14 protein-coding genes are annotated in these 18,611 nt (G+C 73.9%); 6 read left to right on the forward strand and 8 right to left on the reverse strand.

The genetic code is table 11. From position 1 onward, the window contains the following. Nucleotides 1-76: 76 nt before the first annotated feature. Both D1J60_RS05595 and D1J60_RS05600 read left to right on the forward strand, forming a co-directional pair. Nucleotides 77-2,086 carry a discoidin domain-containing protein gene (locus tag D1J60_RS05595; protein WP_125823887.1) on the forward strand — a complete coding sequence of 670 codons (2,010 nt, stop codon included), beginning with the start codon at nucleotides 77-79 and terminating at the stop codon, nucleotides 2,084-2,086. Nucleotides 2,087-2,163: 77 nt separating this feature from the next. Next, nucleotides 2,164-2,757, forward strand: coding sequence for a TetR/AcrR family transcriptional regulator (locus D1J60_RS05600; protein WP_125594890.1), 594 nt, complete (start codon nucleotides 2,164-2,166; stop codon nucleotides 2,755-2,757). 10 nt (nucleotides 2,758-2,767) lie between these two features. Here the strand turns inward: D1J60_RS05600 and D1J60_RS05605 are convergent, their stop codons facing one another. Then, nucleotides 2,768-4,168 carry an NADP-dependent succinic semialdehyde dehydrogenase gene (locus D1J60_RS05605; RefSeq protein ID WP_125820367.1) on the reverse strand — a complete coding sequence of 467 codons (1,401 nt, stop codon included), beginning with the start codon at nucleotides 4,166-4,168 and terminating at the stop codon, nucleotides 2,768-2,770. A gap of 66 nt (nucleotides 4,169-4,234) precedes the next feature. Then, on the reverse strand, nucleotides 4,235-5,035 hold the full coding sequence (locus D1J60_RS05610) for a LysR family substrate-binding domain-containing protein (RefSeq protein ID WP_125820368.1): 801 nt from the start codon (nucleotides 5,033-5,035) through the stop codon (nucleotides 4,235-4,237). Nucleotides 5,036-5,093: 58 nt separating this feature from the next. Between D1J60_RS05610 and D1J60_RS05615 the strand changes: the two genes are divergently transcribed. From D1J60_RS05615 to D1J60_RS05630, 4 genes are all read left to right on the forward strand, one after another. Further along, nucleotides 5,094-5,498 carry a DUF5997 family protein gene (locus D1J60_RS05615; protein ID WP_185899284.1) on the forward strand — a complete coding sequence of 135 codons (405 nt, stop codon included), beginning with the start codon at nucleotides 5,094-5,096 and terminating at the stop codon, nucleotides 5,496-5,498. Between the two features lie 238 nt (nucleotides 5,499-5,736). Further along, nucleotides 5,737-6,660, forward strand: coding sequence for an ion transporter (locus tag D1J60_RS05620; protein WP_125820369.1), 924 nt, complete (start codon nucleotides 5,737-5,739; stop codon nucleotides 6,658-6,660). 152 nt (nucleotides 6,661-6,812) lie between these two features. Then, entirely contained in the window at nucleotides 6,813-7,187 is a 375-nt protein-coding gene (locus D1J60_RS05625) for a CU044_2847 family protein (protein WP_125815406.1), read from the forward strand. Then, on the forward strand, nucleotides 7,187-11,461 hold the full coding sequence (locus tag D1J60_RS05630) for a trypsin-like peptidase domain-containing protein (RefSeq protein ID WP_125820370.1): 4,275 nt from the start codon (nucleotides 7,187-7,189) through the stop codon (nucleotides 11,459-11,461). The genes D1J60_RS05625 and D1J60_RS05630 overlap by 1 nt, the downstream gene beginning before the upstream one ends. A 49-nt stretch (nucleotides 11,462-11,510) precedes the next feature. On the opposite strand, the gene D1J60_RS05635 is transcribed toward D1J60_RS05630, so the two are convergent. The 6 genes from D1J60_RS05635 to D1J60_RS05660 all read right to left on the reverse strand — a co-directional run bounded on the left by D1J60_RS05635 (nucleotide 11,511) and on the right by D1J60_RS05660 (nucleotide 18,428). Continuing rightward, nucleotides 11,511-13,082: a hypothetical protein gene (locus D1J60_RS05635; RefSeq protein ID WP_125820371.1), complete on the reverse strand. Its 1,572-nt coding sequence runs from the start codon at nucleotides 13,080-13,082 to the stop codon at nucleotides 11,511-11,513. A 129-nt stretch (nucleotides 13,083-13,211) separates the two neighbouring features. Continuing rightward, on the reverse strand, nucleotides 13,212-13,871 hold the full coding sequence (locus D1J60_RS05640; RefSeq protein WP_125820372.1) for an ATP-binding cassette domain-containing protein: 660 nt from the start codon (nucleotides 13,869-13,871) through the stop codon (nucleotides 13,212-13,214). Next, nucleotides 13,864-14,748 (reverse strand): ABC transporter ATP-binding protein, encoded by an 885-nt coding sequence (locus D1J60_RS05645; RefSeq protein WP_125823888.1) that lies wholly within the window; start codon nucleotides 14,746-14,748, stop codon nucleotides 13,864-13,866. Before D1J60_RS05645 ends, D1J60_RS05640 begins: the two co-directional genes overlap by 8 nt. Before the next feature lie 176 nt (nucleotides 14,749-14,924). Beyond that, nucleotides 14,925-15,791, reverse strand: a complete 867-nt coding sequence (locus D1J60_RS05650) for an ABC transporter permease (RefSeq protein ID WP_125820373.1) — start codon at nucleotides 15,789-15,791, stop codon at nucleotides 14,925-14,927. Further along, on the reverse strand, nucleotides 15,784-16,749 hold the full coding sequence (locus D1J60_RS05655) for an ABC transporter permease (protein ID WP_125820374.1): 966 nt from the start codon (nucleotides 16,747-16,749) through the stop codon (nucleotides 15,784-15,786). Before D1J60_RS05655 ends, D1J60_RS05650 begins: the two co-directional genes overlap by 8 nt. A gap of 89 nt (nucleotides 16,750-16,838) precedes the next feature. Then, on the reverse strand, nucleotides 16,839-18,428 hold the full coding sequence (locus tag D1J60_RS05660) for an ABC transporter substrate-binding protein (RefSeq protein ID WP_125820375.1): 1,590 nt from the start codon (nucleotides 18,426-18,428) through the stop codon (nucleotides 16,839-16,841). Between the last annotated feature and the right edge of the window lie 183 nt (nucleotides 18,429-18,611).

The raw sequence follows: 18,611 nt of genomic DNA on the forward strand, positions 1-18,611 counted from the left end.
CCCACGGCCGTACCGCGGCGCCGCGCGCCGACGGCGCCGCCTCGCGCTCCTGACACCGCTCGTCGCCGCGCTGGCCATGCTGCTCGGCCCCGCGCCCCTCTCCTCCGCCGAAGCCGGCTCCACCACCGACGCCGGCTGGTGGAACCCCACCGCCCGGCCCCAGCCCGACTCCGCGATCAACGTCACCGGTGAGCCCTTCAAGGGCACCGACGCCCAGGGCAAGGTGCGCGGGTTCGTCGACGCGCACGACCACCTCATGTCCAACGAGGGCTTCGGCGGCCGTCTGATCTGCGGCAAGCCCTTCTCCGAGGCGGGCGTCGCGGACGCCCTCAAGGACTGTCCCGAGCACTACCCCGACGGCACCCTCGCCGTCTTCGACTTCATCACCAAGGGCGGGGACGGCAAGCACGACCCCAACGGCTGGCCCACGTTCAAGGACTGGCCCGCCCACGACTCGCTGACCCACCAGCAGAACTACTACGCCTGGGTCGAGCGCGCCTGGCGCGGCGGGCAGCGCGTCCTCGTCAACGACCTCGTCACCAACGGGGTGATCTGCTCGGTCTACTTCTTCAAGGACCGCGGCTGCGACGAGATGACCGCCATCCGCCTGGAGGCGCAGAAGACGTACGACATGCAGGCCTTCGTCGACAAGATGTACGGCGGCCCCGGCAAGGGCTGGTTCCGCATCGTCACCGACTCCGACCAGGCCCGCGAGGTGATCAAGCAGGGGAAGCTGGCCGTCGTCATGGGGGTCGAGACCTCCGAGCCGTTCGGCTGCAAGCAGATCCTCGACGTCGCCCAGTGCGGCAAGGCCGACGTCGACCGCGGCCTCGACGAGCTGTACAAGCTGGGCGTGCGCAGCATGTTCCTCTGCCACAAGTTCGACAACGCCCTGTGCGGGGTCCGCTTCGACGAGGGCGCCCTCGGCACCGCGATCAACGTCGGCCAGTTCCTGTCGACCGGCACCTTCTGGCAGACCGAGCAGTGCGCCGGCCCGCAGAAGGACAACCCGATCGGCCTCGCGGCGGCTCCGGCGGCGCAGAAGGAGCTCCCGGCCGGCGTCGCGGTCCCCTCGTACTCCGCCGACGCCCGCTGCAACAAGCGCGGTCTCACCGAACTCGGCGAGTACGCCGTCCGCGGCATGATGAAGCGCGGGATGATGCTCGAGGTCGACCACATGAGCGTCAAGGCCGCGGGCCGCGCCTTCGACATCCTGGAGTCCGAGTCCTACCCGGGCGTCATCTCCTCGCACAGCTGGATGGACCTGGGCTGGACCGAGCGGCTCTACAAGCTGGGCGGTTTCGCGGCCCAGTACATGAGCGGCTCCGAAGCCTTCAGCGCGGAGGCCAGGCGTACGGACGCCCTGCGCGACAAGTACAAGGTCGGCTACGGCTACGGCACCGACATGAACGGCGTCGGCGGCTGGCCCGGCCCCCGGGGCGCGAACACCCCGAACCCGGTGAAGTACCCCTTCACCAGCACCGACGGCGGATCCGTCATCGACCGGCAGACCACCGGGCAGCGCACCTGGGACCTCAACACCGACGGCGCCTCGCACTACGGCCTGGTCCCCGACTGGATCGAGGACATCCGGCTCACCGGCGGCCAGGACGTGGTGGACGACCTGTTCAAGGGCGCCGAGTCCTACCTCGGCACCTGGGGGGCCTCCGAGCGGCACCGGTCGGAGGTGAACCTCGCCGCCGGCTCCTCCGCCTCGGCCTCGTCGTCCGAGTGGTGGAACCCCTTCGTCGACTACTCCCCCGGCCGGGCCGTGGACGGCGACTCCGGCTCCCGCTGGGCCAGCGAGTGGAACGACGGCCAGTGGCTGCGCATCGACCTCGGCTCCACGCACCGGATCGGGCGCGTCACCCTCGACTGGGAACGGGCGTACGGGAAGGCGTACCGGCTGGAGACCTCCACGGACGGAACGAACTGGCAGACGGTCTGGTCCACCCCCGACAGCGACGGCGGGCTCGACACCGCCCGGTTCGCCGGGGTGACGGCCCGCTACCTGCGCGTGCAGGGCGTCCAGCGGGCCACCCAGTGGGGGTACTCCCTCCACGAGGTCCGCGTCTACAGCAGCTGACGCCACCGGCGGGGCCGGCCGCAGCGCCCGGCCGGCCCCGCCGCCGTACCCGAAGTCCCCCCACCCCGAGGAGTTCCGTGCCCCGTATGCCGTCGGCCGAGCGGCGCGCCCAGCTGACCGAGGCGGCGATCCGCGCGATGACCCGCGACGGCGTCGCCCGGACCACGACCCGCTCGATCGCCGCCGAGGCCGGCGTGTCCCTGAGCGTCTTCCACTACTGCTTCGACTCCAAGCAGGAGCTGCTGGAATCCGTCCTCGACGCGATCACCGCGCACTACATCTGCGTGGTGCGGGAGGCGATCCGGCCGAAACCCACGCTCCGCGAGACCGTCCGGGCCGGATTCCAGGCGTACTGGGACCACGTGGACGCCCAGCCCGGCGAGCACATGCTCACCTACGAGCTCACCCAGTACGCCCTGCGCCGGCCCGGGTTCGAGCACCTGGCCCGCCGCCAGTACGAGCTGTACTGCCAGACGTACGAGGAGCTGATCGGGCAGCTGTGCCGGGACATGGGGCTCACCCCCAAGGTCCCGGCCCCCGTCCTGGCCCGGTACCTGGCCGCCATGACCGACGGGCTGACCCTGAGCGTGCTGGTCCTCGGCGAGGAGAAGACCGCCGCGGCGGTCCTCGACATGATCACCGAGCACGTCGTGGGACTGATGGAGGGCTGACCGGCCGCCGTCACCCCTGCTCCGCGGCCTCCCAGACGGTGGTGATGTTGCAGAACTCGCGGATGCCGTGCCCGGACAGCTCCCGCCCGTACCCGGACCGCTTGACCCCGCCGAAGGGCAGGGCCGGGTGGGAGGCGGTCATCCCGTTGACGAAGATGCCACCCGCCTCCAGCTCGGCGACGAAGCGCTCGAGGTCGGAGTCGTCCCGGGTCCACACGTTGGAGCTGAGTCCGAAGGGCGTGCGGTTGGCCCGCTCCACGGCCTCGTCGAGGCTGTCCACCCGGTAGAGGGTGGCGACGGGGCCGAAGGTCTCCTCCAGGTCGACGCGCATCCCCGGGGTGACGTCGGCCAGCACCGTCGGCTCGTAGAACCAGCCGTCGGGGCGGCCGGGCGGGCGACGGCCCCCGCACAGGACCGTGGCCCCGTGGCGCACGGCGTCGTCGACCAGCTCCTCCACGTCGGCGCGGCCGCTCTCGGTGGCCAGCGGGCCGACGTCGGTGGACTCCTCCATGGGGTCGCCGACGGTCAGCGCCCGCATGCCCTCGGTGAACAGGCGGGCGAACTCCTCGTAGACGTCGGTGTGCACGATGAACCGCTTGGCGGCGATGCAGGACTGGCCGTTGTTCTGCACCCGCGCGGTCACCGCGGTCTTCGCCGCCCGGGCGACGTCGGCCGAGGGCATCACGATGTACGGGTCGCTGCCGCCCAGCTCCAGCACGGTCTTCTTGACCTCGTCCCCCGCGACGGAGGCCACGGCGCGCCCGGCCGGCTCGCTGCCGGTCAGGGTGGCCGCCGCCACGCGGGGGTCGCGCAGGATGCCCTCGACGGGGCCCGAGCCGATGAGCAGGGTCTGGAAGCAGCCCTGCGGGAAGCCCGCCCGCTGGAAGAGGTCTCCGAGGTACAGGGCCGTCTGGGGGACGTTCGACGAGTGCTTGAGCAGGCCCACGTTGCCGGCCATCAGCGCGGGCGCGGCGAAGCGCACGACCTGCCAGAGGGGGAAGTTCCACGGCATGACGGCGAGCACGACGCCCAGGGGCCGGTAGCGGACGCGGACGGACGAGGCGCCCGCGTCCCGGACGTCGGCGTCGGCGGGGTGCTCGTCGGCGAGGAGGGACTCGGCTCGGGCCGCGTACCAGCGCATCGCCTTGACGCACTTGGCGGCTTCCGCGCGGGCCCCCGCGAGCGGTTTGCCCATCTCGACGGTCATGGTGCGGGCGACGTCCTCGGCCTCCGCCTCCAGCAGGTCCGCGGCACGCTCCAGCAGCGCGGAGCGCTCGGCGAAGGTGGTGCGCCGGTACGTCGCGGCCGTGCGCGCGGCCAGGGCCAGGCAGCGTTCGATGCCGGCGGCGTCGAGGGCGTCGAAGGAGAGCAGCGTCTGGCCCGTCGTGGGATTGACGGTGGCGATGGGCATGCTCCGACCTTGCCCGGCCGACCCCGCCCCCGCAACGCGAGGACCGGCCGTCGTGCGTACCCGGCGCTAGCGCCGCCCGCGCGGCTTGCCGCCCCGCTTGGCGGCGGGCTTGCCGCCCGGCTTGCCGCCGGAGCGGGCGGCGGGTTTGCCGGCCCCGCTCTTCGCGCCGCCCGCCTTGGCACCGCCCGCTTTGCCGCCCGTCTTGCCGCCGGCGCCCGCCACGGCCTTGCGCTGCTTGGGCTGCGGCGGGGTGGGCTGCCGGCCGCGGGTGCTGTTCACGGTCCGGCCGCGGACGATCCCGATGAACTCCTCCACCAGGTCGGTGGTCTTCTCCTCCGGCCAGGACAGCGCGATCCGCGAGGCGGGGGCGTCGGAGACCGTCCGGTAGGTGAGGTCCTTGCGGTGGTGCAGGCGGGCCAGGGACTGCGGGACGACGAGGACGCCGATGCCCGCCGCGACCAGCTCGATGGCGTCGGCCGTGGTGGCCGGCCGCTCGAAGGCGGGGCGGCCGGGCAGGGTCTCCCAGACGAGCACGTCGTCGAGGGGGTGCAGCACGATCTCGTCGGCCAGGTCCTCGGTGGTGATCTCCTCCACGGCGGCCACCAGGTGGTCCTTCGGGACGACCACGACGGTCGTCTCGGTGTAGAGGGGGATCGCGCTGAGGTCCGCCCCGTCCACGGGCATCCGTACGAACCCGGCGTCGGCGTCGCTGGTGCGCAGCGCGGCGAACGCCTCGGCGGCGGGCACGCCGACGAGGGTCAGCGGGACGTCGGGCAGCCGCTCGTTCCAGATCCGCACCCACTTCGTGGGCGTCACTCCCGGGACATAGGCGAGCCGGAACGAAGGGGGTGTATCCGAGCCTGTCACCCCCCAAGGCTACCGGTCGTGGTCGGAGGTAGCGCACATGCTCGATACCCTTGACCCCATGACGTCGCACCAGAGCACCCAGACGATGAAGCCCGCGACCGCGGCGAAGAAGCTGGGTGTGTACCTCGAGGCCACCCCCGCAGAGTTCCAGGAGGGCGTGGTCTCGCGCGCCGAGCTGAACGCACTCCAGGCCGAGCCGCCGGCCTGGCTGGTGGAGCTGCGGCGCAACGGCCCGCACCCGCGTCCGGTGGTCGCCTCGAAGCTGGGCGTCTCCATCGCCGGTCTCGCGCGCGGCGGGATCACCGAGGCGCTCACCACCGAGCAGATCGAGGCGATCAAGCAGGAGAACCCGGAGTGGCTGCAGAAGGAGCGCGCCACCCAGGCCGAGGTCCGCAAGGAAACGGTGCGGATCAAGGAGAAGCAGGCGCAGGACGCGGCCCGGCGTGCCGGGAAGCAGGACTGAGCCCCTTCACCACGGGACACGACGACGGCCGGGCCGGGACCCTTCGGGGTTCCGGCCCGGCCGTTCGCCGTCCAGGGGCCCCGCAATGGTCCGTTTCGTGTGACCACGTGAAACCCGTTCGGCCGTGCGGCGTTAGCAGGACGTACGGACCGGCGTGCGCGCCCGCGCCCGCGCCGCTCCGTGCGACGACGCCGACCCCGGCCTGACGGGCCGCACGAGCACGAGTACGAGGGACACGATGACGGACCCCATGCCGGCCGGATCCGGCCGGCGCAGACTTGCCGCCCGCTGCCGCCGCATCACCGAGGCCCCTTCCTTCGGGATGGGCGTCTTCGCGGTGATCCTGCTCAACGCGGCGCTGATGGGCCTGGAGACGTACAGCGGGCTGGCCGCCGGGCACCGCCAGGTCCTCCAGGCGGCGGAGCAGGCCTGCCTCACCGTCTTCACGCTGGAGATGCTGGTGCGGGCGGGCGCCCACGCCGACCGGCCGAAAGCATTCTTCCGGGACCCCTGGAACATCTTCGACCTGCTGATCGTCACCTCCGCCTTCCTGCCGTTCCTGCGCGAGAACGCCACCGTCCTGCGGCTGCTGCGCCTCGCCCGCGTGCTGCGCACCGCCCGCTTCCTGCCGCACCTGCGGATCCTGCTGCTGGCGGTCGGCCGCAGCCTGCCGGGCACGGCCAGTTTCCTGTTCGTCGGCGCGCTGGTCGTGTACGTGTACGCCATGGTCGGCTGGGTGAGCTTCGCCTCCGCCGACCCGCAGCACTACGGTTCGATCGGGCGGGCCGCGCTCACCCTGTTCCTGCTGACCACCCTGGACGGGCTGACGGACGCGGTCCGGGCGGGGCTGGAGATCTCGCGGTTCAGCATCCTCTACTACGCCTCGTACGCCCTGCTGGCCTCCTTCGTCCTGGTCAACGTCCTGATCGGGGTCGTGCTGAACTCGCTGGACGAGGCGCGGGAGATGGAGGAGGCGGACGCGCGGGCCCGGGAGCGCGCGGCGAACTCCACGGAGCCGGCGGACGAGGTCCGGGACCGGATCGCCGCGACCCGTCTGGCGCTGGACGACCTGGAGGCGAGCCTCGATCTGGCCGGGGCGGTGCCGCCTCCCGCCGCGGGGCCGGAGCTCCTGGCGGAGCGGCGGCTCGAGACCGCCAGGTAGCGGCCCGCGGGCCGGGACCGGCGCCGGGGCCGGGCGGCCGGGTTTCGGCCATCCCCGGCGCACGCGCCCCCTGCCACTGCCCCAACTCCCCCACCCCGTGCGAGAGTTGTCCACAACGCCGAGCCGCTGGGCAACGGGGAGGGTGGACGGTCATGAGTGCCGAGGTGCGTACGGTCGAGGTCCCCCTGGGGGACGGCACCGACGGGGTGCTGCGGGTGCAGATCCGCGAAGTCGACGAGTCGCTGGCGCGGGTCGGGCGCGGCGGCGGCTCCGTCGTCCGGGCGTCGCGCTCCTTCGGGGAGATGGTGGACGGCATCCGGCCGCTGGCCGACAGCTTCGTGGGGCGGCTCAGCGGGCTCGCCCACCGGCCGGACGAGATCACCCTGGAGTTCGGGGTCTCCCTGTCGGCCGAGGCGGACATCGTCATCGCCAGCACCACCACCCAGGCCAACTTCGGCGTGACCCTGACGTGGAACTCCCCGGCCCCGCGGAACGCCCCGCAGAGCGACCCGCAGAACACCCCCTGATGACGGCGGCGGGCGGGGCCGGGCAGGCGGACGCCCTGCTGGGCTCCGCGATCGTCCGGGTCGCGGGCCCGGCCGGACCGGTCGGGGTCGGCTTCCTGGTGGCCCCCGACCTGGCGCTGACCTGCGCGCACGTCGTCGCCGACGCGCTCGGCGCGCCCCGTGCGCAGGTGTCGGCGCCGGCGGGCGTCCTGACCCTGGAACGCCCCCTGTCCGGGGCCTCCCGGCAGGTCCCGGCCGAGGTGGAGCACTGGGTCCCGCTGCGGGCGGACGGCACCGGGGACATCGCGGTCCTGCGCCTGCGGACGCCCGTGGAGGGCGTGGGCGCGCTCGCCATGGCCTCCCCCACGAGCGTCTGGGACCACCTCGTACGGGTGGCCGGCTTCACCGCGGCCTTCCCGGGCGGCGTCTGGCACGCGGGCCGGCTGCGCGGCTGGACCGCCGAGAACTGGGTGCAGCTGTCGGGCTCCGACCAGCAGGGCGTGGCCGTGGACCGGGGGTTCAGCGGCAGCCCCGTCTGGGACGAGGAGGCCGGGGCCGTGGTCGGCATGGTGGTGGCCGCCCAGCTGTCCGGGGACCGGCAGAGCTTCGTGATCCCCACCCGGACCCTGATCGCCGAGGTCCCCGCGCTCGGCCCGCTGCTGAGCCCCGCCTCCCCGTTCCGGGGTCTCGCCGCCTTCCGGGAGGCCGACGCGGAGGTGTACTTCGGCCGGGACCCGGAGGCCGAGGACGTCGCCGGGCTGCTGGACGGCGGCGCGCGCTCCCGCGTGGCCCTGGTCGGTCCGTCCGGCTGCGGGAAGTCCTCGCTGGCCCTGGCCGGGGTGGCGCCCCGGCTGCGCGCCCGGGGGTACGAGGTCCTGGTGGTGCGGGCCGCCGAGGGGCTGCCGGTGCGGACGGCGCTCGCGGCGGAGCTGGCCCGCCTCGGCGGCGGGGCGGCGGGGCCCCGGGAGCTGGAGGAGGACCTGGCCGGGCGCGGCCTCGCCGCCGCGGCCCGGTCGGCCCTCGGGGACCGGGCGGGCCGGCTGCTCGTCGTACTCGACCAGGCGGAGGCGCTGCTCGCGGAGGGCCGGTCCGGCGACGACGGCTCCGCGGCGCTGCTGTTCCCCGAGGCGCACCCCGCCGGGCTGCGGGTGCTGCTCACGCTCCGGGCCGACTTCCTGGAGGCCGCCCTCGCGCACCCCGCCCTCGGCCGGGCGGCGGTCCGGCCGCTGCTGCCGATGACCCGGGCCCAGATGTCCGAGGTCATCCTGCGGCCGCTGGCCCGGATCCCCGCCGTGTCGTACGACCCCGGGCTGGTCTCCCGGATGCTGGACGACGCCGGCGCGGAGCCGGGGGCGCTGCCGCTGCTGGGCTTCGTACTGGCGCGGCTGTGGGACGAGCAGGCCATGGGCCGGCTGCGCTTCGCCTCGTACGAGGAGATCGGCGGCGTCCGCGGCGCCCTGGGCCGGCACGCGGAGGCGGCCTGGCGGGCCTGTGTCGCTGAGGCGGACGAGGAGGAGGCCCTGCGGCTGCTGACGGCGCTGGTCAGGATGGCGCCGGGCGGCGAGGCCCCGCTGCGCGGGGTGCTGAGCCGGGCGGACGCCGGGGAGGAGCGGTGGCGGATCGCCGGCCTGCTCGCCGAGCGGCGGATCCTCGTCGTGGGCGGGGACGCGGAGCGCGGCCAGACCGTCGAACTGGCCCACGAGGCGCTGATCGGAGCCTGGCCCACGCTGGCCCGCCGGGTCGCGCGGGACCGCGAGTTCCTCACCTGGCGGGCCGGCTTCCGGCGCGACCTGGACCGCTGGGAGGAGCTCGGCCGGCCCCGCGACCAGCTGCCGACGGGCGCGCCCCTGGACGCCGCCGTCGCCCAGACGGGGCTGCGCGGCGACGAACTCTCGGTGCGCGAGCGGGAATTCCTCGAAGCGGGCCTGACCCGCCGCGCCGAGGAGGCGGCCCAGGCCCACCGCTCCCGCCGGCTCAGGCAGGCGGGCATCACCCTGCTGGCCATCCTGCTGGCCGTCGCCGTGCTCGCGTCGTGGCAGCTGTACGGGGCGAACGAGAAGCTCGACGAGGACCTCGGGCGCGGCGCCTCCCCCCAACTCGCCCAGCTGGCGTCCCGGCTGGACGACGTCTCACTCACCACCTCGGCCCTGATGAGCGCCGCGGCCTACCGCACGGCCCCCGGGCCCCAGGCGGAAACCTCCCTCTTCGAGCAGTACCTGCGCACCCGCCACGTCGAACGGATCGTGCTGGAGGGCAGCGGGGAGGTGCGCGACGCCGCCCTGAGCGAGGACGGCAGCCGCCTGACGCTGGGCCTGGTGGGGGGCGACATCGTCTCGGCCCATCCGGGCTCGGGTGGACGCGAGCCGGGCGTCATCATGCGCAACGCGCGCCTGGCGACCGCCTCGCCGGACGGCCGCACGTCAGCGGCCTCCTCCTTCCTGGGGCGGCTGACCGCAGGTGTCCTCGCGGAGGACGGGAGCCGCCGCACCATCGAACTGCGCGGTACGGAGCAGTCCCGGGTGAACGCCCGGCCCGCCACCGACCTCCGCTTCGACGCCTTGGGAAAGCGTTTGCTCGCCGCCGTACCGGGCGAGGGGGTTTCCGTCTGGGAAGCGGAGTCCTGGCAGCGCGTCGGCGACCACCTCGCCCCGCCTGACGGCTGGACCGTCTCCCAGGCGTGGTTCGGGCCGGACGGCAGCACCGTGATCGGCCGGATCGTCCCGGACGGCGCCGAGTCGGGCGCGACCGGCCGGCTCGTTCGCTGGAACCTGTCCGACGGGCACCGCGAAGAGGGGCCCTGGGCCGGACAGGACGTGGGCACGGTGACCGTCAGCGGCGACGGCACCACTCTCGTGCGGTGCACCAATGACGGAGTCCTCCAGGTCTGGGACCTGGCCGGACAGCCCAGGGTGCGGAAGCAGTACAACACGGGTCAGCTGGGGCTGGTGTGCCCTCTGTACGTGCCCCGGCTCGACCGGACCGGACGCTTCCTGGTCAATCCCGCGCAGCGGTTCGGCGCCGAGCTCGGCCGGTACCGGTTCCTCGTCCTTGACCTCCAGGAGGGCCTGCCCGCCACCCTCGACCTGCCGGCACCGGCTCAGCAGGACCAGGTCATCGCGGGCAGCGGCCGGCTTCCGGCGATCAGCCTGGCCGGTCCTCCCGGGGCGATGAGGATGGCGGTCAGCTCGGGCTCCACGGTCGTCATCGCCCGGGTGCCCGCGCCCACCGCCTTCGACAGCTCCATGCTCACCAGCCTGATCAGGGCCATCGACGTCGACCACGGGCGCGTCGTCACCGTCGACGGGGACGGGAAGGGCCTGCGCCTGTGGGACCTGAACACCCGGGCACAGCTCGCGGCGGCCCGCCCCTCCGCCCAGCTGGCGAAGCTCTACCCGACCTTCAGCCCGGACGGCAAACGGCTGCTGACGGTGACCGCGGACGGTCTCGGCGTCCTGGTGTGGGACCTGCCGGCGCCAGGAGGCGGCACCGGCCTCACCGAGACCCGCCGGATCACCCCGCCGGGCCCGCCGGGGATCGACCCTGCAGGCGCGGACCCGCGGACCGGCCGCACCCCTGCCTGGGTGAGCGTCTGGTTCGACGGGAACGACCACGCGGTGGTCTCGGCCGTCTCCTACGTCTCCCGGTGGGACCTGAAGACGGGCGCACGGGCGGGCCGGATCTACCAGCCGCCGGCCTCGGAGCTGGTCGACCTGTCGACGGCGGCCTCCACCATCTTCGCCGTGGCCCGCCCAGGGCACCGGCAGGCGGCCGTACGGGCGGTCGGGGAGCAGATCGTCCTGTGGGACTTCGAGACGGGTGAGGCCGAAACGCTCCCCGCCAAGGACGAGGACGGCCGGGTGAGCCAGCTGGCCTTCGACCCGGCCGGGCGGACGCTCGCGGTCCTCACCACGGACGGGCGCCTTCAGATCCGGGACGTGGAGGGCAGGGCGCCGACCAGGACGATCGCCTACCAGGGGATCCAGTGGCTGAACGGCTTCGCCGACGCGTCCACCTTGAGCACGGTCGGCACGGTCAACTCCTTCACCTTCTGGGACGTGGCTCAGGGCGCGGAGAAGTACCACTTCACCCCCGGGTACGGGGCGGCCGGGGACTGGTCGGCGGACGGCAGGCGGCTCGCCTGGTCGGAGGGCTCCACGCTGGACGTGCTGCCCCTCGACCCCGAGCGGTGGCGGGGGCGCGCCTGCGGCCTGGCAGCCCGGGAGCTGTCCAAGAGCGAGCGCAGGCTCATGCCCCCCGGCAGCCGCTCCGACGCCTGCGCCGCGCTGAAGCAATGAGCGGGCCCCCGCCCGGGGTGCGGGCGGGGGCTCGGACACACCGGCGGGGTCAGTCGCCGTCGCGGACCGCGACGATGCCGTTGAACACGCCGACGTACGCCGTGCCGTCGGGGCCGAGGGTGATCGGCGCCCAGTTGTTGTCGTACAGGGGCCCGGTGCCGGTCAGCTGCCGCCAGCGGCGCTCACCGGTGCGGAAGTCGACCGCGGTGAGGTACCAGGAGTCGATGCCCCAGAAGTTGGGCTCCTTCTCGTAGAAGTAGAGCAGCCCGTTCGCGGTGGAGAGCTTGGGGACCACGGAGGGAGCGCGGATGGCGCTCTCCCACACCGTGTCGCAGCCGCTGCCGTCGGCGCGGACGTCGATGCGGCTGACGCCGCCGACGACCGACTTGCCCAGGAGCAGCGAGGTGGGGTTCTCGTAGCCGTAGTTGTTCTCGACGACGATGCTGTTGCCCCAGGTGATCAGGGAGTTGTCGGTGGTCGAGGCGCCGGAGCCGAAGACGGGCACCTTGCACACCAGCCGCCGGTCGGCGGGGACGTCGGCGCCCCGCCGGTAGACCAGGACGTTCATCCGGTCGTCGGCGTTGTCGGTGATGGCGACGTAGCCGTCGCCGAAGAGGTCGGGGGTGGTGCCCGAACCCTGGTTCACGGAGCCGGGCTTGGTCCCGGTCCCGCGGTCGTACGTCTGGCGCCACTGGGCCTCGGGGGTGCCGTCGGCGCGGGTGCGGAAGCCGTAGAGGGCGTGGTCGGTGACGATGGAGACCCCGTCCTCGGCGACGGAGAAGGAGTTCTGGATCTCCTCGCCCGCCAGCCGGACCGACCGGATCTGCCCGTTCGCCGGGTCCACGGTGCCGACGCGGCCCTGGCGGGTGACCCACCAGATGCGGCCGTTCCAGTCGGGCATGACCGAGGTGACGGGGTCGCAGGTGCCGCTGGGCCACAGGTTGGTCCAGCTGACGCAGTCGTGCGGGACCTGGCCGGTGAGGTCCCAGTCGTTCTCGACGGTGAACTTCCAGCTCCCGTCGGGGTTCTGGGAGTGGGCCAGGCGCAGGACGTGCTGGCGGGAGTCGGCGAGCACGGCGCGGTCCTGGTCGTCCAGGTAGAAGTAGGCACCGCCCGAGGTGTCCTTGAAGATCTTCGCGAAGTCGAGCGAGGTGATCGCCTCGACCGTGGAGGAGCGCTGCGGGAGCTGGTGTTCGGCGAGCGTGGCGAGCGTACGGGGCTCCAGGAGCTTGACCTTGAAGCCGGAGAAGGTGCCGCAGACGGTGACGAGGCGGCCTCCGGCGTCGAAGGTGGCGGTGGCGCACTCGCCGCCGAGGGCGGCGACCTTCTCGCTGGTGACCCGGGGGTTCTTCCCCAGGGGGCCGGACCACGGCGAGGTGGCGCTGCCCGCGGCGTCGGAGTGCATGCCGCTGCGGCCGTTGGGCGCGAGGAAGGGGTGCTGCGGCGGAGCCTCGCCGGGCAGCGGGGCGGGGGTCGCGGGTCCGCCCTCGTACTGGCTGACCAGGCGGTGGCCGGGGGCCTTGGGGATCTCGTCGGCCCGGGCGGCGGGGGCGAGCCCGCCGATCACCGTCAGGGCGGCGACGGCTGGGACCGCGGCGCAGTTCAGCGCTCTTCGGAACATCCGGTCATCCTCCTTGCTCCTGGGTCTTGTTGACGTTGCGTCTGACGTCGCGCCGCCGCCAGACGCTAGATCGCACTGCCCGAGGAGTCCATGGACGAGCCGGATGATTCACGCACGCGCAACAGTCGATCAGCCGTCCGCGACGTCGCTCCAGTGCGCCGTGCGGTCGCACCAGCGGCCGAGCAGTACCGGATCGTGTCCGACGGCCAGCAGACCGGCCCCGGTCTCCTCCCGGTACTCCTCGACCACCCCGACCAGAGCGGCGGTGGTGGAGGCGTCGAGCATCGCGGTCATCTCGTCGCAGACCAGCCAGCGCGGCCGCAGCACCAGCGCCCGGGCCAGACAGGCGCGCTGGAGCTGGCCGTCGCTGACCTGGTGGGGGCGCCGGGCGAGGAGGCCGGCGCCCAGGCCGACCCGGTCGGCCAGTTCGGCGACGGCCGCTTCGGCCTCCGCACGCCGGCCCGTGGCGCGGAGCGGTTCCGCGACGAGGTCGTACAGGCTGAGGCGGGGGTCGGCGGAGAGGCGGGGCTGCTGGAAGACGACGCCGACTGCGGTGCGCAGGGAGCGCGGGGCCCGGTACCGGAAGCCGGTCACGGTGCGGCCGTCGAAGACCACGGTCCCCCGGTCGGGCCGGTGCAGCAGGGCGGCGACCCGGGCCAGGGTGGACTTGCCGCAGCCGCTGGGCCCGAGCAGCCCGAGGGCCTCGCCGGGGTGCAGCGCGAGGTGCGCGTCACGCACGACGGGGCCCCGGCGGTCGTAGCCGGCGGTGATGCCCTTGAGCTCAAGCACGGTGGCAGGCCACCCCTTCGGTGAGCGGGGGCCGGGTGGTCCGGCAGGTGGCGTCGGCCAGGGCACAGCGGGCGGCGAAGGCGCAGCCGGGCGGCAGGTCGCCCAGTTCGGGCGGGGTGCCGGGGACCGGGGTGAAGGCCCGCTCGGGCAGGGCGTCGAGCAGGCCCCGGGCGTAGGGGTGGCGGGGGCCGGGCTCGGCGAAGAAGGTGTCGGCGGGGGCGAGTTCCACGATCCGGCCCGCGTACATGACGGCGACGGTGTCGGCGACGCGCTGGGCGGCCGCCAGGTCGTGGGTGATCATCAGCAGGGCGCGGCCGGCGTGGCGGGTGTGGGCGCGCAGTTCGTCGACGGTGCGTTCCACGAGGTCCCGGTCGAGGCCGGTGGTGGGCTCGTCGGCGAGGAGCAGGGGTGCGTCCCCGATGAGTGCGAGGGCGGTGGCGGCGCGCTGGGCGAGGCCGCCGGAGAGCTGGTGGGGGTGGTGGTCGAGGTGGCTCTCGGGGAAGGCGGCGCGGGCGGCCGCGGCTTCGGCGGCCCCGCGCGGGTCGTCGGCGGCGGTGAGTTCCCGGACGGTCTCCTCCAGGTGGGAGCGGACGGTGCGGACGGGGGTGAGGTGGGCGGCGGGGCTCTGCGGGACCAGGGCGACGCGGCGGCCGCGGACGGTGCGGGCGAGGGTCTTCTCGTCGGCGGCGAGCAGGTCGAGGCCGTCGCCGAGGCGGGCCGATCCGGCGGTCTCGGCGTTGCCGGGGAGCAGGCCCAGCAGGGCGGAGGCGAGGACGGACTTGCCGCAGCCGCTCTCGCCGACGAGGGCGAGGCATTCGCCGGGGCCGAGGTGGAACGTGGCGTCGGAGACGGCTTCGACGTGGCGTCCGCCGCCCATCCGGAAGCGGACGGAGAGCCCTGCCACCTGGAGGACGTCACCACCGGCGTTCAGGGGGCCGGGGCGCCCCGCCGTCCCGGCGGACCCGGACCCGGGCGCGGTGCCGGATGCCGATCCGGGCGCGGTCCGGGGCGGGGTCTCGCCTCCCGGCAGGGACGAGGGGGTGGGGTGCGGGGTCACAGGGTCAGCTCCGAGCGGCGGCGGGGGCTCAGGCGGTCGCGCCAGGCGCCCGCGAGGCCGGCGATGGCCAGGGTGGGGACGATGAGCAGCAGGCCGGGGAAGAGGGTGGGCCACCAGTCGCCGGCGAGCAGAGAGCCGCGGCCTGCCTGGACGAGGGTGCCGAGGCTGGCCTGGTGGGCGGGCAGGCCGAGGCCGAGGAAGGAGAGGGCGGACTCGTGCCACATGGCGTGCGGGATCATCAGCACCGCGGCCAGTCCGGCCTGCGGCAGCACTCCGGGGACCAGGTGGCGGACGGTGACCCGCCACCGGGAGGCGCCGCCGGAGACGGCCGCGTCCACGTAGGGGCGGCCGCGCAGCGAGAGCACCTCGGCGCGCACGATGCGGGCGGTGGAGAGCCAGTGCGTGAGCGCGACCGACACCACCACGGGCCAGACGCCCGGCCGGAACAGGGCCACGACGAAGATCCCGAGCAGCAGGTGCGGGATGGCGGAGAGGGCGTCGACGGCCCGCATCAGGAGCCGGTCGGTGCGGCCGCCCAGGGCTCCGGCGGCCGCGCCGACGGCGGTGCCGAGGACGGTGGCGACGAGCGCGGCGACCAGGCCGACCAGCAGGGAGACGCGCAGTCCGTGGACGCAGCGCAGCAGCAGGTCGCGGCCGAGGTCGTCGGTGCCGAAGGGGTGCCGCCAGGAGGGCGGCAGCAGCTTCGCTGGGAGGTCCACGGCCTGCGGGTCGAACGGGACCAGTGGGGGCACCAGCAGGACGGCGAGGACGAGGAGGACGGTGACGGCGGCCGCGGTGCGCACGCGCAGGGCGCGGGTGGAGCGGCGGTCCGGGCCGTGCCGGCGCCAGGCGGTGTCAGCCATCGAAGCCCACCCTCGGGTCGGCCAGCCCGTACAGCAGGTCGGACAGCAGGTTGCCGACGAGTACGGCGGCGGTGGCCAGGACGGTGAGCGCGGCCAGCAGCGGGAAGTCCACGGAGGTGGCGGCGGTGACGGTGGCGGCGGCGATGCCGGGCCAGCTGAAGACGGTCTCGACCAGCAGGGCGCCGGTGATCAGCTCGGGGACGCGGGAGCCGATGAGGGTGAGCACGGGCAGCATGCCGGAGCGCAGCCCGTGGCCCAGCAGGACCCGCCGCTCGGACAGGCCCCGCGCGCGGGCGCCGCGTACGGGGTCCTCGGCGAGGGCGTCGGCCACGCCCTGGCGTACGTAGAGGAAGAACCAGGGCAGCTGGGAGACGCCGAGGACCAGTGCGGGCAGGACGAGGTGGGTGGCGGCCCCGGAGAGGGTGACGGTGTCGTCGGCGGCGTCGGTGAGCCCGCCCGAGGGGAGCAGGCCGAGCCGTACCGAGAAGAACCAGACGGCGAGCAGCCCGAGCCAGAAGGCGGGGGCCGCCTCCAGGGTGTAGGCGAGCCCGGACGCGGCCCGGTCCAGGGCTCCGCCCTGGCGGCGGGCGGCGAGCACCCCGAGCAGCGTGCCCAGCAGGACGGCCACGGCGAAGGCGGATCCGGCCAGGAGCGCGGACCACCCCAGGCGTTCGGCGATGACGTCGGCGACGGGCTGGCGCATCACGGCGGAGTCGCCGAGGTCGCCGGTGAGGGCGGAGGCGAGCCAGTCCCACCACCGGGCGGGGAAGGGCCGGTCCGCGCCCAGGTTGGCGCGCAGCTGGTCGAGTTGGGCCTGGGAGGCGGTGAGTCCGGCGGTGCCGGCGTAGGCCTTGACGGGGTCGAAGGGGGACAGCGCGGCGACGGCGAAGACCCCGAAGGTGACGGCGAGGAGGACGGGGACGGCGGACAGGGTCCGCCGTCCCGCCATCCGCGCCATCGGCCCCCAGGGCGCCTGGCCGGGCCGGCTGCCCGGACGGCGGCCGGGGCGGCTGCCCGGACGGCCTCGCCCCAGGCGTTGGCGAAACGTCACTTCCGCTTCGGCTTCCAGCTCTCGACGTTCCACCAGGGGCCGGAGCCGAGGCCGTGGTCGTGCGGCTCGACCTGGGTGGAGGGACCCTCCCACTTGTCGTTCACCACGTAGAGGTGGTCGATGTGGGTGAGGAACACGTAGCCCGGGTTCTGGACGAGTTCACGCTGCACGGTGTCGTAGGCGGCCTTGCGGGCGGCGGGGTCGCCGTTGGTGCGGCCGTCGGCCACGGCCCGGTCGACGGCCGGGTTGGCGTACTGGGCCATGTTGTTGAAGCCGTCGCCCGCCAGGGAGGAGGTCAGCAGCTGGTACTGGTCGAAGTCGGGGTCGGCCGGGGAGCCGCCGCCGGCGAGGACGGCGTCGGTCTTCATCCGGGGCTCGATGACCTCCCAGGTCCCGGCCTCGGTCTTCACCTCGATGCCGGCCTTCTTCGCGTCGGAGGCGAAGGCCAGCGCGTGGTCCTGGCGGATCTTGTCACCGGAGGTGTACCAGAGGGGGAAGGACGCACGGACCCCGTCCTTGGCGCGGATGCCGTCGTCCGCGGTCTTCCAGCCGGCCTCGTCGAGGATCTGCCCGGCCCGTTCGAGGTCGTACGGGCGCTCCGTGCCGGGGGTGAACCAGCGGCTGTCGGTGGGCACCGGCCCGTAGGCGGCCTTGCCCGCGTCGTCGAGGAGCTTGTCGACCATGGCCTGCCGGTCGACGGCGATGTCCAGGGCCCGGCGCACGGCCACGTCGCCGGTGACGGGGTGGTGCGTCGGCAGGGTCACGTTGCGGTAGTCGAAGGTCTTGGCGGCGTACGTCTTGCGCGCCTTGTCCTGCGCGAAGCCCCGGGCGAGGTTCGGGGGCAGGATGGCGGCGTCCAGTTCCCCGGCGCGCAGCCGGGTCGCGCGGACGTCGTCGTCCTTGACGACGGCCATGGTGAACTTCTTCACGGCGGGTTCGCCGCCCCAGTAGTGGGGGTTGGCCCGGAAGCTGATCTTCTCGCCCTTGGACCAGCCGGTCAGCAGGTACGGGCCGGTACCGACGGGCTTGGTGGTGAACTCGCCGCTGTTGACGTCCTGGCGGCCCGCGACGTGCTCGGGGGCGATGGGCAGTACGGTCCGCTCGGCGAACGGGGCGTAGGGGTACTTGAGGGTGAAGACCACCTTGTCGGCGCCCTGGGCCGTGACGCTCTCGACGGCGTCCAGTTCGGTCCTGGAGGCGTTGTTGGTCTTCGGGTCGAGGATGGTCCGGTAGGTGAACTCGACGTCCTTGGCGGTGAAGGGCTCCCCGTCGCTGAACTTCACACCCCGGCGCAGCCTGTACGTGTACGTGCGGCCGTCCGCGGAGACCTCGGGCAGGGCCTCGGCGAGCGCGGGCTTGAGCTTCATGTCCGCGTCGTGGGTGAGCAGCCCGTCGAAGATCTTGGAGTTGCCGTCCTTGCCGTAGCCGAGCAGGGGGCTGAGGCTCTCCGGCTCGGTCGCGATGCCGACCACCGCGGCGTCCGCCGTCGAGGCGGCCCCCGAGGGGTTCGAGCAGGCCGCCAGGCCCGTGATGAGCGCGGTGGCGAGCGTCGCGCCGGCCGCTCCCCGTACTGTCCGGGCCGTCATGCTGTGCACATCCCTGTTCAAAATCATCCGTTATTGCAAAGAGATCGCAATAATGCCAGACAAGAGCAGATGAAGACGAACCCGCACAGACCGCCACCCCCGGCCGCGCCCGGCGGTCCCGGGGTCTTGTGGGTCCGGCCCCGCCGTGCCATATATGTCTAGACCAATAACGGACCCATGCCG

Source organism: Streptomyces sp. W1SF4, from assembly GCF_003950035.1.
GTDB classification, from domain to species: Bacteria; Actinomycetota; Actinomycetes; order Streptomycetales; family Streptomycetaceae; genus Streptomyces; species Streptomyces racemochromogenes.

Excerpts from the sequence above, each read along its gene's own strand:
- D1J60_RS05615 (WP_185899284.1), top strand. The coding sequence starts at position 5,094 with ATGACGTCGCACCAGAGCACCCAGACGATGAAGCCCGCGACCGCGGCG.
- D1J60_RS05660 (WP_125820375.1), bottom strand. The coding sequence starts at position 18,428 with ATGACGGCCCGGACAGTACGGGGAGCGGCCGGCGCGACGCTCGCCACC.
- D1J60_RS05595 (WP_125823887.1), top strand. The coding sequence starts at position 77 with ATGCTGCTCGGCCCCGCGCCCCTCTCCTCCGCCGAAGCCGGCTCCACC.
- D1J60_RS05630 (WP_125820370.1), top strand. The coding sequence starts at position 7,187 with ATGACGGCGGCGGGCGGGGCCGGGCAGGCGGACGCCCTGCTGGGCTCC.
- D1J60_RS05620 (WP_125820369.1), top strand. The coding sequence starts at position 5,737 with ATGACGGACCCCATGCCGGCCGGATCCGGCCGGCGCAGACTTGCCGCC.
- D1J60_RS05655 (WP_125820374.1), bottom strand. The coding sequence starts at position 16,749 with ATGGCGCGGATGGCGGGACGGCGGACCCTGTCCGCCGTCCCCGTCCTC.
- D1J60_RS05650 (WP_125820373.1), bottom strand. The coding sequence starts at position 15,791 with ATGGCTGACACCGCCTGGCGCCGGCACGGCCCGGACCGCCGCTCCACC.
- D1J60_RS05645 (WP_125823888.1), bottom strand. The coding sequence starts at position 14,748 with ATGGGCGGCGGACGCCACGTCGAAGCCGTCTCCGACGCCACGTTCCAC.
- D1J60_RS05635 (WP_125820371.1), bottom strand. The coding sequence starts at position 13,082 with ATGTTCCGAAGAGCGCTGAACTGCGCCGCGGTCCCAGCCGTCGCCGCC.
- D1J60_RS05605 (WP_125820367.1), bottom strand. The coding sequence starts at position 4,168 with ATGCCCATCGCCACCGTCAATCCCACGACGGGCCAGACGCTGCTCTCC.
- D1J60_RS05625 (WP_125815406.1), top strand. The coding sequence starts at position 6,813 with ATGAGTGCCGAGGTGCGTACGGTCGAGGTCCCCCTGGGGGACGGCACC.